At 69.5% G+C, this 12978-nt stretch carries 12 protein-coding genes; 8 read left to right on the forward strand and 4 right to left on the reverse strand.

Features of this window, described 5'->3' with window-relative positions; genetic code table 11:
• Nucleotides 1-73: 73 nt before the first annotated feature.
• The 4 genes from recF to dnaA all read right to left on the reverse strand — a co-directional run bounded on the left by recF (nt 74) and on the right by dnaA (nt 6407).
• A complete protein-coding gene (gene recF, locus HC362_RS16530; RefSeq protein ID WP_243084720.1) occupies nt 74-1189 on the reverse strand; it encodes a DNA replication/repair protein RecF in 1116 nt (371 codons plus the stop codon).
• 10 nt (nt 1190-1199) lie between these two features.
• The gene (gene gnd, locus HC362_RS16535; protein ID WP_243084721.1) at nt 1200-2138 is read right to left on the reverse strand and encodes a phosphogluconate dehydrogenase (NAD(+)-dependent, decarboxylating); all 939 of its coding nucleotides are present in this window, start codon (nt 2136-2138) and stop codon (nt 1200-1202) included.
• A 76-nt stretch (nt 2139-2214) separates the two neighbouring features.
• On the reverse strand, nt 2215-3345 hold the full coding sequence (gene dnaN, locus HC362_RS16540) for a DNA polymerase III subunit beta (protein WP_243084722.1): 1131 nt from the start codon (nt 3343-3345) through the stop codon (nt 2215-2217).
• 902 nt (nt 3346-4247) lie between these two features.
• Nucleotides 4248-6407, reverse strand: coding sequence for a chromosomal replication initiator protein DnaA (dnaA, locus tag HC362_RS16545; protein WP_279240110.1), 2160 nt, complete (start codon nt 6405-6407; stop codon nt 4248-4250).
• A 455-nt stretch (nt 6408-6862) separates the two neighbouring features.
• Here dnaA and rpmH point away from each other — a divergent pair, with 455 nt between their 5' ends.
• The 8 genes from rpmH to HC362_RS16585 all read left to right on the forward strand — a co-directional run bounded on the left by rpmH (nt 6863) and on the right by HC362_RS16585 (nt 12976).
• The gene (gene rpmH, locus HC362_RS16550; protein ID WP_016472057.1) at nt 6863-7000 is read left to right on the forward strand and encodes a 50S ribosomal protein L34; all 138 of its coding nucleotides are present in this window, start codon (nt 6863-6865) and stop codon (nt 6998-7000) included.
• Nucleotides 7001-7024: 24 nt separating this feature from the next.
• The gene (gene rnpA, locus HC362_RS16555) at nt 7025-7453 is read left to right on the forward strand and encodes a ribonuclease P protein component (protein WP_243084724.1); all 429 of its coding nucleotides are present in this window, start codon (nt 7025-7027) and stop codon (nt 7451-7453) included.
• Entirely contained in the window at nt 7450-7740 is a 291-nt protein-coding gene (gene yidD, locus HC362_RS16560) for a membrane protein insertion efficiency factor YidD (RefSeq protein ID WP_243084725.1), read from the forward strand. The genes rnpA and yidD overlap by 4 nt, the downstream gene beginning before the upstream one ends.
• Nucleotides 7741-7744: 4 nt before the next feature.
• Nucleotides 7745-8920, forward strand: coding sequence for a membrane protein insertase YidC (gene yidC, locus HC362_RS16565; protein ID WP_243084726.1), 1176 nt, complete (start codon nt 7745-7747; stop codon nt 8918-8920).
• A gap of 20 nt (nt 8921-8940) precedes the next feature.
• A complete protein-coding gene (locus HC362_RS16570) occupies nt 8941-9453 on the forward strand; it encodes a R3H domain-containing nucleic acid-binding protein (protein WP_209266052.1) in 513 nt (170 codons plus the stop codon).
• A complete protein-coding gene (gene rsmG, locus HC362_RS16575) occupies nt 9450-10214 on the forward strand; it encodes a 16S rRNA (guanine(527)-N(7))-methyltransferase RsmG (protein WP_243084727.1) in 765 nt (254 codons plus the stop codon). Before HC362_RS16570 ends, rsmG begins: the two co-directional genes overlap by 4 nt.
• 330 nt (nt 10215-10544) lie before the next feature.
• The gene (locus tag HC362_RS16580; protein ID WP_243084728.1) at nt 10545-11798 is read left to right on the forward strand and encodes a ParA family protein; all 1254 of its coding nucleotides are present in this window, start codon (nt 10545-10547) and stop codon (nt 11796-11798) included.
• The gene (locus tag HC362_RS16585; protein ID WP_243084729.1) at nt 11795-12976 is read left to right on the forward strand and encodes a ParB/RepB/Spo0J family partition protein; all 1182 of its coding nucleotides are present in this window, start codon (nt 11795-11797) and stop codon (nt 12974-12976) included. The genes HC362_RS16580 and HC362_RS16585 overlap by 4 nt, the downstream gene beginning before the upstream one ends.
• Nucleotides 12977-12978: the final 2 nt, after the last annotated feature.

Genomic DNA, 12978 nt, shown 5'->3' on the forward strand with positions numbered 1-12978 from the left:
TCGGCCTTGCCGGACTCCGCGGGCGTCTTGTCCTTGCCGGACTCCGCGTCGGGCTGCTCGATCGGGCGTTCGTTCAAAGCGGCGTCACCTCCCCGTCCGCCACCGAGAACCGCGTACCCGCCAGCACATCCGGCACGTCCTCCGGAACCGCGGCGGTCACCAGCACCTGCTCGGCCGGGGCCACCAGCTCCGCCAGCCGGGCCCGGCGTCTGGTGTCCAGCTCGGCGAAGACATCGTCCAGGATCAGCACCGGCTCATGCCCCTCGCTCTTGAGCAGCTCATACGCGGCCAGCCGCAGCGCCAGCGCGTACGACCAGGACTCGCCGTGGCTGGCGTACCCCTTCGCCGGCAGCTCGCCCAGCCGCAGCAGTACGTCGTCGCGATGCGGGCCCACCAGCGTCACACCGCGCTCGATCTCCTGCTTGCGGGCCTCGCCCAGCGCCGCGAGCAGCCCCGCGTACAGCTCCTCCCGGGAAGCACCCGCCACCGGACCCCGGTACTCGAACGCGACCGGGCCGCCGCCCGGCGCCAGCCGCTCGTACGCCTTGTCGGCCAGCGGGCCCAGCACCGCCAGCAGATCAAGCCGCTGCGCCAGCAACTCGGCGCCCGCGCGCGCCAGATGCTGGTCCCACACGTCCAGCGTCGACAGATCCACACCGCGGCCGCCGTGCCGCCGCGCCATGGCGGCCGACTTCAGCAGGCTGTTGCGCTGCTTGAGCACCCGTTCGTAGTCCGAGCGCACCCCCGCCATCCGCGGGGCACGCGCCGTCACCAGCTCGTCCACGAACCGGCGCCGCTCACCCGGGTCGCCCTTGACCAGCGACAGGTCCTCGGGCGCGAACAGCACCGTGCGCAGGATGCCCAGCACATCGCGGGGCCGCACCTGCGAGGAGCGGTTGATCCGCGCCCGGTTGGCCTTGCCCGGGTTCAGCTCCAGCTCGATCAGCTGATCCCGCTCGCCCTGCCGCACCTGGGCACGGACGACGGCACGCTGAGCACCCTGCCGTACCAGCGGCGCGTCCGCCGACACTCGGTGGCTGCCCAGCGTCGCCAGATAGCCCACGGCCTCCACCAGGTTCGTCTTGCCCTGGCCGTTCGGCCCGAGAAACGCCGTCACGCCCGGGCCGAGCGGCACCTCGGCCCGGGCGTACGAGCGGAAATCGGCGAGCGAGAGATGCGTGACGTGCATCGTCTGGCCGTCAGCCCCCGGTGGGCGGCGTGACGTCGGCACCCGGGGCGTCAGCGCCCTTCTCCCCGGACTTGTCGGCGGCCGTCACCGCGTGGCCGCCGAACTGGTTGCGCAGCGCGGCGATCATCTTCATCTGCGGGGAGTCCTCCTGCCGGGAGGAGAACCGCGCGAACAGCGAAGCGGTGATCGCCGGCAGCGGCACCGCCTTGTCGATCGCGGCCTCCACCGTCCAGCGGCCCTCGCCCGAGTCCGCCGCGTAGCCGCGCAGCGCGTCCAGGTGCTCGTCGCTGTCGAGCGCCTTGACCGCCAGGTCCAGCAGCCAGGAGCGGATGACGGTGCCCTCCTGCCAGGAGCGGAAGACCTCGCGCACATCGGTGACCGAGTCCGCGGCCTCCAGCAGCTCCCAGCCCTCGGCGAAGGACTGCATCATGGCGTACTCGATGCCGTTGTGGACCATCTTCGCGAAGTGGCCCGCGCCCACCTTGCCCGCGTGGACGGAGCCGAACTCCCCCTCGGGCTTGAGGGCGTCGAAGATCGGCTGCACCTTCGCCACGTCCTCGGCCGAGCCGCCGTACATCAGCGCGTAGCCGTTCTCCAGGCCCCACACGCCACCGGATACACCGCAGTCGACGAAGCCGATGCCCTTGGCCCTCAGCTCCTCGGCGTGCTTCTCGTCGTCGGTCCAGCGCGAGTTGCCGCCGTCCACGACCAGGTCGCCGGGGGAGAGCAGGTCACCGAGCTCGTCGATGGTCGACTGGGTGGCCGCGCCCGCCGGCACCATCACCCACACCACGCGCGGGGCGCTGAGCGAGTCGACCAGCTCCTTGAGGCTGCCGACGTCGGCGACGTCCGGATTCCGGTCATAGCCGATGACCGTGTGGCCCCCGCGGCGGATGCGCTCACGCATGTTCCCGCCCATCTTCCCGAGACCAACCAGACCGAGCTCCATCACTGCCCCTTAGCTGTACTTCTCGCGTTTCCGCAGTTTCGTTCGCATTCGACCCTACGCCCAGCCGAATACCCCCTCAGCCGGAGAGCCGCACGGGCATGATCAGGTACTTGTACGCCTCGTCGGCCTCGGCGTCCTTGGCCGGCCGGCCGCTCAGCAGCGCGGGCTTGGTCGAGGTCGTGAACGACAGCTGCGCCACCGGCGAGTCGATGGCGCTCAGCCCCTCCAGCAGGAAGCCGGGGTTGAAGGCGATCGAGATGTCGTCGCCCTCCAAATCGGCGTCGACCCTCTCCACAGCCTGTGCATCGTCGCTGGAACCGGCCTCCAGGGTGAGCACGCCCTGCTCGAAGCTGAGCCGCACCGGAGTGTTCCGCTCCGCGACCAGCGCCACACGCTTGACGGCCTCCACGAACGGCGCCGTCTCGATCACCGCGACCGAGTTGAACTCCGTCGGGAACAGCGTGCGGTACTTGGGCAGGTCGCCCTCCAGCAGCCGCGTCGTCGTCCGGCGTCCGGCGCCCTCGAAGCCGATCAGGCCCTCACCGGAACCGGAGCCGGACAGCGCCAGCGTCACGCTGTCGCCACCGCTGAGCGACTTGGCGGTCTCCAGCAGCGTCTTGGCGGGCACCAGGGCCACGGCGGAGGCGTCCGGCGTCTCGGGCTTCCACAGGAACTCGCGCACCGCGAAGCGGTACCGGTCGGTGGAGGCCAGCGTGACGGTGTCGCCCTCGATCTCGATACGCACACCGGTCAGCACCGGCAGCGTGTCGTCCCGCCCGGCCGCGATGGCGACCTGCTGGGCCGCGGCGGCGAAGACCTCGCCGGGGACCGTGCCGGTGGCCGACGGCATCTGAGGCAGCGCCGGGTACTCCTCCACAGGGAGGGTGTGCAGCGTGAACCGGGAGGAGCCGCAGACGACGGTCGCCCGTACACCGTCTGTGGAGATCTCCACCGGGCGGTTGGGGAGGGCACGGCAGATGTCGGCCAGCAGCCGGCCGGAGACCAGCACCGTGCCGTCCTCCTCGACCTCCGCCTCGACCGAGACCCGCGCCGAGACCTCGTAGTCGAAGCCGGAGAGGCTCAGCGTGCCGTCGTCCGCCTTCAACAGCAGGCCCGCGAGCACGGGCACCGGCGGGCGGGCGGGGAGGCTCTTGGCCGTCCAGGCCACCGCCTCCGCGAGCACATCGCGTTCAACCCGGATCTTCACGTTCAGCCGCCTCCTGCTGCTGCCTCTGCTCGTGCTTTGCCGGGCACCAGTCTGACGCACCGGACTGACAGCAGGTGCGGGCGCGGGTCAAGTCGACGCGATCCGGGTCGAGGCCCGCGGAGCCGAGTTGTGCACAGCCCCCACTTCGAAGCGAATCCCGGGCTCTCTCTGTGTGGTCGTAGTAGTAGGGCTTGTGGAAACGGTGGAAAAGCGCGTTTCCGCAGCTCAGCCCCGGAATTTTGTCCACCGCGCCTGTGGGTGGACCCGTGGAGGAAGGGGGGTTCTCTGTGGACACGGAAAAGTTCTGCACACCCCGCCCACAGGCAGGAGCGGTTTGCCCACAGCTACGCCCACAGTTTTCCCCGCCTTTCCCACAGCCCAAACCTGCCCCTCGATGTGACGGCTTTCACTCGGACCGGTGAGCGAGCGCGTTGAGTTGCCGAACAGTGGACAGCACTGTGGAGAAGTAGCCGATCGCTGGGGAAAAGAGCCCCCATCCTGTGGGCGGCCGGTGGACAAGTCACAGCCCGGGGCGGAGCCCCCTCGGCCCTCCACATCCTGTGGACGCCGGGCGCCCACAAGTACACAGCCGAGTGACCTCGGCAAACCCCCACCGGAGCGGTCCAGTTGTGGACGCCCTTGGGACAACGGAGAAGGTCCCCAGGGTGTGGAAGCGGTAAACGGCCCATTGCTGTGGACCAAGAGCCTGGCCGGTGCCGGAATCGAACAGCCCCGCGCCCCGTCAGGGGCGCGGGGCTGTGTTCAATGTGCGGCTCCACCGCGTGGGCGCGACAAGCCTGGGGGGGCACCTCCCAGCCGAAGGCTGGAGTAGCGCCCGCGGCCTGCAACGCACAGCAAGGGGCAGGCGCCCCCTGTCCAGGGGTAGGGCACCGAGAGAGGGCTCAGCCGTTCTTGATGCGGTTGGTCAGCTCGGTGACCTGGTTGTAGATGGAGCGCCGCTCAGCCATGAGAGCCCGGATCTTCCGATCGGCGTGCATCACCGTCGTATGGTCACGCCCGCCGAACTGGCCGCCGATCTTCGGCAGCGAGAGGTCGGTCAGCTCCCGGCACAGGTACATGGCGATCTGCCGTGCCGTGACCAGGACCCGACTGCGCGAGGACCCGCACAGGTCGTCCACCGTCAGTCCGAAGTAGTCGGCCGTCGCAGCCATGATCGCGGGCGCGGTGATCTCCGGCGTCGCGTCCTCCCCGCCGGGGATCAGATCCTTCAGCACGATCTCGGTCAGCCCGAGGTCGACCGGCTGCCGGTTGAGGCTGGCGAAGGCCGTCACCCGGATCAGGGCGCCCTCCAGCTCCCGGATGTTGCGGGAGATGCGCGAGGCGATGAACTCCAGCACCTCGGGCGGTGCGTTCAGCTGCTCCTGCACCGCCTTCTTGCGGAGGATCGCGATGCGCGTCTCCAGCTCGGGGGGCTGGACGTCGGTGATCAGGCCCCACTCGAAGCGGTTGCGCAGCCGGTCCTCCAGCGTCTCCAGCGCCTTGGGCGGCCGGTCGCTGGAGAGGACGATCTGCTTGTTGGCGTTGTGCAGGGTGTTGAAGGTGTGGAAGAACTCCTCCTGCGTCGACTCCTTGTCCGCCAGGAACTGGACGTCGTCGACGAGCAGGATGTCCATGTCGCGGTAGCGCTTGCGGAACGCGTCCGCCTTGCCGTCGCGGATGGAGTTGATGAACTCGTTGGTGAACTCCTCCGAGCTGACGTAGCGCACCCGGGTGCCCGGGTAGAGGCTGCGCGCGTAGTGGCCGATCGCGTGCAGCAGATGCGTCTTGCCGAGCCCGGACTCGCCGTAGATGAACAGCGGGTTGTACGCCTTGGCCGGCGCCTCGGCCACGGCGACAGCGGCCGCGTGTGCGAACCGGTTCGAGGCGCCGATCACGAAGGTGTCGAAGAGGTACTTCGGGTTCAGCCGCGCGGTCGGCTCCCCCGGGCCCGTGGCCGGCGCGGGCTGCGCGGCCAGCGGTCCCGGCGCTCCGCTGGGTGCGGGCAGCTGTGCGGGGCTGTCGTAGTGCGGAGCGGGCGGGCGGCCCTGCTGCGGCACCTGCGGCCGGGGGCGCTGCTGATGCTGGTGCTGCTGTGGCGCTTGCTGATGCTGCTGCGGCTCGTACGACTCGAACGACTGCTGGTCGTAACTCTGACCGCCCTGGCCACCCTGACCGTGCGGGCCGACCTGGTAGCCCTGGCCGCCGCCATCGTAGCTTTGCCCGCCGTCGTAACTCTGGCCGCGCTCATAGCTCTGGCCACCGGCGCGTTCGTAGCTCTGTGCGCTGTCGTAGTTCTGTGCGCCCTCGTAGCCCTGGCCCGTGTCGTAGCCGCTGCTCTGCTGCTCGTAGCCGGGCTGCTCGTAGCCCTGCTGCTCGTAGGGCTGGTGCTGCTCGTACGGCTGCTGCTGGCGGTCGTAGGGCTGGCGGGGCTGGTGCTGCTGCGGGGGGTAGGGCTCGCGCGGCTGCTGCCAGGACGTGGGGTGGGGGCTCTGGGCGTAGTCCGTCGGGTACGCGGAGCGAGCGCCGGGGACCTCACGGCTCTCGTACGGGTCGAACCGCTCCTGCTGGTCGAACCGCTCCTGCTCGTGCCGGTCGCCGCCCGGCCGGTCCCCGCCGTACCTGTCCTGCTCGTACCGCTCCTCGCCGTAGCGGTCCTGGGGGCTGTGCTGGTGCGGGGGCTGGGAGCCGGGGTGCGGAGGCTGGGGCGGCTGTTGCGGCTGGGACGGCTGCTGCTGTTCGGGGGCAGGTGTGGGGGACGGGATCGCCGGCGCGGGCGGGGCCGCCGCCTCGGGGGCCGGGCCCGTCACGGTGATCGCCAGCCGGATGGGCTGCTGGCACTCGCGGCTGAGAGCCTCGGTGATCAGCGGCGAGAGGCGGCCTTCCAGTACCCCTTTCGCGTACTCGTTCGGCACGCCGAGCAGGGCTGTGCCGGAGACGAGGACGAGGGGCTGGCAGTCCCGCAGCCAGCGCTGGTCCTTCGCCTCGACACCCTGTCCCTCGCGCAGCAGCTGGTCGAGCACCCGTGGCCACACTGCGGCAAGATCGGCAGGTAGGTCAGCCACGGGGCACGCTCTCTCACTCGCTGGGTGACGGGTCACTCGCTGTGTGACGGTCGTCCGGTGATCGACCGGGTCCCACGAATGCATGGTTCTCGGGACGGTCGGGAAGGAAAGGAAGTTCGGCCACGGTAGTCACGCGAAGCTGCCCCGTTCAAGTCGTTGTCCACAGGCTGTGCACGAGTGCAGTAGCCGGACGGTGACAGGGTGGCGGCGGGGTGCCCCGTCAGCGCTGGTTTGACCGGATGGCGTAGGCCCGCGTACCGTAACCAGGTCGAGTGTCGACGGCTGCTGCCGCCTGCCTCCGATGGGCAAGGTCAACGGGTACAACCCGGTCGACCATGAAGCGGTGCACACTCGGGCGTTGCGAGCTACTCGTGGGCGCACGGTGACAGCCGGTCGACTCCCCACACCCAGTCCTGCGGTGACCGTGGGACACGAAGCATCTCTGGAGCCCCCGAGTGAGCAAGCGCACCTTCCAGCCGAACAACCGCCGCCGCGCGAAGACCCACGGCTTCCGGCTGCGCATGCGGACCCGCGCCGGCCGCGCGATCATCGCGAACCGTCGCAGCAAGGGTCGCGCCCGCCTGTCGGCCTGAGCAGCCTGACCACAGGTCCATGACGTGCTGCCTACCGAGAACCGGCTGAGGCGGCGCGAGGACTTCGCGGCCGCGGTACGCCGAGGACGCAGGGCCGGGCGCCCGCTCCTCGTCGTCCATCTACGCAGTCGAACGGACCCGCACGCGTCGGGGGGAGAGGTTCCCCCGGTGCGTGCGGGTTTCGTCGTGAGCAAGGCCGTCGGCAACGCGGTTGTCCGTAACCGTGTGAAGCGGCGCCTGCGGCATCTGCTGCGGCACCGCCTCTTCCAGCTGCCCCCCGGTAGCCTTGTCGTCGTACGGGCGCAACCCGGCGCGGCTGAGGCGGACCACGTGGAACTGGCCCGAGACCTGGATGCCGCGCTGCGGAAGCTGCTCAAAGGGTCCCCTAGCTCTGCCGCCTCGGGGGACAGCCCCCAAAATCCCGGCCGTGAACCGGGAGGGAGAGCTCAGTGAAGTACCCGCTGCTGTGGTTGATCAAGCTGTACCAGTGGACCGTCAGTCCGATGCTCGGCCCGGTGTGCCGGTACTACCCGTCGTGCTCGCACTACGGCTATACGGCCATCGGCCGCCATGGCGCCGTGAAGGGAACGGCGCTGACGGCCTGGCGCATTCTGCGCTGCAATCCGTGGTCGCCCGGTGGCGTCGACCATGTCCCCGCCCGGAAGCACCCGGTATGGCACCAGCGGATCCGCTCCCGCTGGCAGCAGCACCGGACCCAGTCCAACGCCCAAGGAGCCTGATCAAGTGGACACGATCCTGAGTCCTCTCTATACCGCTGTCTCCTGGATCATTGTCCAGTTCCATTCGCTGTTCAGCCTGGTCTTCGACGAGAACAGCGGTTGGGCCTGGGGTCTGTCCATCTTCTGCCTGGTGGTACTGATCCGGATCTGCCTGATCCCGCTCTTCGTGAAGCAGATCAAGTCGACCCGGAACATGCAGGCGCTCCAGCCGAAGATGAAGGCGATCCAGGAGCGCTACAAGAGCGACAAGCAGCGCCAGAGCGAAGAGATGATGAAGCTCTACAAGGAGACGGGCACCAACCCGCTCTCCAGCTGCCTGCCGATCCTGGCGCAGTCGCCGTTCTTCATCGCCCTCTTCCAGGTGCTCAACCACATCGCGAGCAACAGGCCCGTGGGTGTGCTCACCGCGGACCAGGTCGACAGCGCGCGTAACGCCACCATCTTCGGTGCGCCGATCGCTGCGAAGTTCATGGACAGCGCCTCCAAGCTGCAGGAGCTGAACGCGTCGCTGACCGACGTCCGCGTCGTCACGGTCATCATGATCATCCTGATGTCGGCGTCGCAGTTCTACACGCAGCGCCAGCTGATGACCAAGAACGTCGACCTGACGGTGAAGACGCCGTTCATGCAGCAGCAGAAGATGCTGATGTACGTCTTCCCCATCATGTTCGCCGTCTTCGGCATCAACTTCCCCGTCGGTGTCCTCGTCTACTGGCTGACCACCAACGTGTGGACGATGGGCCAGCAGATGTACGTGATCAAGCGCAACCCGACCCCCGGCTCCCGCGCCTTCCAGGAGCGCCAGGAGAAGCTGCGCGCCAAGGGCAAGCTGAAGGAGGACCCGAAGGAGGTCGAGGCGCGTGAGGCCGCCGAGGCCGCCCGCGTCCGGCGTCAGCAGCCCAAGCGGCAGCCCAAGGCCAAGCGCCAGACCGGTGGCGCGGCTGCCACGGGCACCAAGAAGGACGACTCCGCTTCGCCCGCCACGTCCCTGCAGAAGACCGGCCCGAAGACGAACCAGAAACAGGGTGGCCCCTCCGGCCAGAAGGGCGCCGGCCAGAAGCAGGGCGGGTCCAAGGCGGCAGGCCAGGCCAAGTCGGGTCAGCAGCAGAAGTCGGGCCAGAAGAAGTCCGGCCAGCAGCGCAAGGGCCCGCAGCGTCCCAAGCACCCCTCCAAGAAGTGAGCACCGAAGGAGTCCCCGCCGTGACGGACACGACTGCCCCAGAAGGCACCGAAGCCGACACCGACACCCTGACCCGCCTCGAACAGGAGGGTGAGATCGCGGCCGACTACCTCGAGGGACTCCTCGATATCGCCGACCTGGACGGTGACATCGACATGGACGTCGAGGCCGACCGCGCCGCGGTGTCGGTGATCAGCGAGGGCTCGTCCCGCGACCTGCAGAAGCTGGTCGGCCGGGACGGAGAGGTCCTGGAGGCCCTCCAGGAGCTGACCCGGCTGGCGGTGCACCGGGAGACCGGCGACCGCAGCCGGCTGATGCTGGACATCGCCGGGTTCCGGGCCCGTAAGCGGGAGGAGCTCGCGGAGCTGGGCGCGAAGGCGGCGCAGGAGGCGAAGAGCAGCGGCGAGCCGGTGAAGCTGCGCCCGATGACGCCGTTCGAGCGCAAGGTCGTGCACGACGCGGTGAAGGCCGCCGGACTGCGCAGTGAGTCCGAGGGCGAGGAGCCGCAGCGCTGCGTGGTCGTACTCCCGTGACGCAGCAGTCGGGGGAGCCCCCGGAGCAGCAGGCGCAGCTGCCGCCCGCACCGGAGGCGGCACACAAGGCGTTCGGCGACAGCCTGCCCGCTGTCGAGCGGTACGCGGAATTGCTGGCGGACGCCGGGGTACGGCGCGGGTTGCTCGGCCCGCGCGAGGTGCCCCGGCTGTGGGAGCGGCACCTGCTCAACTGCGTGGTGCTCTCCGAGGTGGTTCCCGAGGGCGTCACGGTCTGCGACGTCGGTTCGGGCGCGGGGCTGCCGGGCATCCCGCTGGCGTTGGTCCGGCCGGATCTGGAGATCACGCTGCTGGAGCCGCTGCTCCGGCGGACGACCTTCCTCCAGGAGGTCGTGGAGCTGCTGGGGCTCGACCATGTGACGGTGCTGCGCGGCCGTGCCGAGGAGATGCTGGGCACGCTGACGCCCGTCCATGTGGTCACGGCCCGCGCGGTGGCGCCGCTGGACCGGCTGGCCGGCTGGGGCGTTCCGCTGCTGCGGCCGTACGGCGAGATGGTGGCGCTCAAGGGCGACACCGCCGAGGACGAGGTCCGGGCCGCTCGGGACGCGCTGCACAAGCTGGGCGTCGTCGAGACGACGGTGGAGCAGATCGGCCGCGGCGTGGTCGATCCGCCCTCCACGGTCGTACGGGCCCGGGTCGGGGAGAGCCCCGGCGGGGTGCGCTTCGCGGCTCGTCGGGTCAAGGCCGAGAAGGCGGCGCGAGCGAACGGCCGCTCAGCGCGGGGCGGACGCCGGCGGCGCTGAAGCGTCGGGGCGGTCGGAGGCTCCGATGCCTTCCGAAACCTCGAGGTGGGTCGCCCGGTTGTGTTGACTGCCGGGCGCCCGGTCGACGCCGAACCGCTGATTCGGTTACTCCATAAAAACGCTTAAGACCCCGCGGAGCGGAGTGTCGCGGCGGACACCGTCCGGTGCGTGTGCATCGTGTTTCACGTGAAACGCCGCTCTCTGTTGCACGGAATCATCAACCGAGGCCGCGCTGCCGCCAGTGCGCGCGGCCAGACCGCCCCTGAGCCCCGCTCGGACGTGGATTCGTCCACAACTGAGTGGGGCTCGCTGGTTCACGGGACCGAAAGCATGGGAGGCTCTGTTCATAGCGAGCCTGATGTTGAGGAGAGTGAACCGTTGCGGTCCGACGCCAACATCGCGGGACCGATGGCCGACCCGGTCCCCGGTCCCCGCACAGAACCAGGGGATACCAGCGCGGGTGGGGTCGCTCCCCGCGGTGACGCGGCACGTGAGACGCCACCGCCCATGGATGACACACCGATCGGCCGCGCGGCACAGCAAGCGGTCGAAGCGATGAACCGCGCCGGGGAGGGCCTGCCCCGCCCCGCTCAGACGCGGATCATGGTCGTCGCCAACCAGAAGGGCGGCGTCGGCAAGACCACCACGACGGTGAACCTGGCCGCCTCGCTGGCCCTGCACGGGGGCCGCGTCCTGGTCGTCGACCTCGACCCGCAGGGCAACGCCTCGACGGCGCTGGGGGTCGACCACCACGCCGAGGTTCCGTCGATCTACGACGTTCTGGTGGAGAGCAAGCCGCTCTCGGAAGTCGTCCAGCCGGTGCCGGACGTGGAGGGGCTCTTCTGCGCGCCAGCGACCATCGATCTCGCCGGTGCGGAGATCGAACTCGTGTCGCTGGTCGCGCGGGAGAGCCGCCTTCAGCGAGCCATCGAGGCATACGAGCAGCCGTTGGACTACATCCTCATCGACTGCCCGCCCTCCTTGGGGCTGCTGACGGTGAACGCGCTCGTAGCCGGCGCCGAGGTGCTGATCCCCATTCAGTGCGAGTACTACGCGCTGGAGGGACTTGGGCAACTCCTGCGGAACGTCGAACTGGTGCGGGGGCATCTGAACCCGCGGCTGCACGTCTCGACGATCATTCTCACCATGTACGACGGCCGGACCCGGCTGGCCTCGCAGGTGGCGGAGGAGGTGCGAGGCCACTTCGGCAAGGAGGTCCTGCGCACCAACATCCCGCGGTCGGTGCGGATTTCGGAGGCGCCCAGTTACGGGCAGACGGTCCTCACCTACGACCCGGGCTCCAGCGGTTCGCTCTCCTATCTGGAGGCGGCACGGGAGATCGCCCTGCGGGACCCGCATGTTGAGCAGGCGCAGCAAGCGCAGCAGCAGCTCCAGGCCCAGCAGAGCCAGCAGGTACAGCAAACCCAGCAGGTGCAGCAGGCCCAGGAAGTACAGCCTGGACAGCAGGTGCCGGTGCAGCAGGCACCGACACCGCAGACACCGGCACCTCAGGCACCAGCACAGCAACCACAAGCAGAAGCACAAGCGCAGCAGTACGGCAGCATGGCGGAGGGGACTCAGTGAGCGAGCGACGTAGGGGTCTGGGGCGGGGGCTCGGTGCACTGATCCCGGCGGCTCCGACCGGGACGGATTCTGCTGACTCGGCGGAGAGCGAGCAGCGGAAGCAGCCGAGCATGGCCGGGGGCTCCACCTCCCCCACCGCGGTCCCCGTGCTCGCCCCGGAGCAGCGCGTACGTGGAGTGGCGGCGGCCAAGGTCGCCGCCCTCTCCCAGCGCGAGAACGAGGACGGGGGCGAGGACTCGTCCGAGGACGCGGTTTCACGTGAAACGGCTTCCTCGGCCGCCGAAGGAGACGGTGTTCCCGGCGAGGCCGGGGGAGCGTTCTTCGCGGAGGTACCGCTCGACGCCATCACGCCGAACCCACGGCAGCCCCGTGAGGTCTTCGACGAGGACGCGCTGGCCGAACTGGTCACCTCCATCAAGGAAGTCGGCCTTCTGCAGCCGGTGGTCGTCCGGGAGCTCAAGCCGGGCAGCTTTGAGCTCATCATGGGTGAGCGCCGCTGGCGGGCCTGCCGTGACGCGGGCCTGGAGCGGATTCCGGCGATCGTCCGGGCCACCGACGACGAGAAGCTTCTCCTCGATGCGCTGCTGGAGAATCTGCACCGGGCGCAGCTCAACCCGCTGGAAGAGGCGGCCGCTTACGACCAGCTCCTCAAGGACTTCAACTGCACTCATGACGAGCTGGCCGACCGGATCGGCCGCTCCCGCCCGCAGGTGTCCAACACGCTGCGGCTGTTGCGGCTCTCTCCCGCGGTCCAGCGCCGGGTGGCGGCCGGTGTGCTCTCGGCGGGGCACGCGCGGGCGTTGCTGTCCGTCGAGGACGGGGAGGAGCAGGACAAGCTCGCTCACCGCATCGTGGCCGAGGGGCTCTCGGTGCGTGCGGTGGAGGAGATCGTCACGCTGATGAGCGGGAAGCCGAAGGGCAGTGCCAAGCCCAAGCCCCGGGCCGGTGCTCGGGTCTCCCCCGCCCTCGACCATCTGGCAGGGCGGCTCTCGGACCGCTTCGAGACGCGGGTGAAGGTCGACCTCGGCCAGAAGAAGGGCAAGATCGTGGTCGAGTTCGCCTCCATGGAGGACCTGGAGCGCATCCTGGGGCAGCTCGCTCCTGGAGAGGGCCGGGTGCTGGAGCAGAAACTCGCCGAGAGCGACGAGGAGGAGGACGGCGACTCCCCGGAGAGCTGAGC

This window comes from Streptomyces sp. 891-h, assembly GCF_022760275.1.
Classification (GTDB): domain Bacteria; phylum Actinomycetota; class Actinomycetes; order Streptomycetales; family Streptomycetaceae; genus Streptomyces; species Streptomyces spirodelae.

What these genes read in the sequence shown, in the direction of transcription:
- recF (WP_243084720.1), bottom strand. Translation starts at nt 1,189, where the DNA reads ATGCACGTCACGCATCTCTCGCTCGCCGATTTCCGCTCGTACGCCCGG.
- gnd (WP_243084721.1), bottom strand. Translation starts at nt 2,138, where the DNA reads ATGGAGCTCGGTCTGGTTGGTCTCGGGAAGATGGGCGGGAACATGCGT.
- HC362_RS16580 (WP_243084728.1), top strand. Translation starts at nt 10,545, where the DNA reads ATGGGAGGCTCTGTTCATAGCGAGCCTGATGTTGAGGAGAGTGAACCG.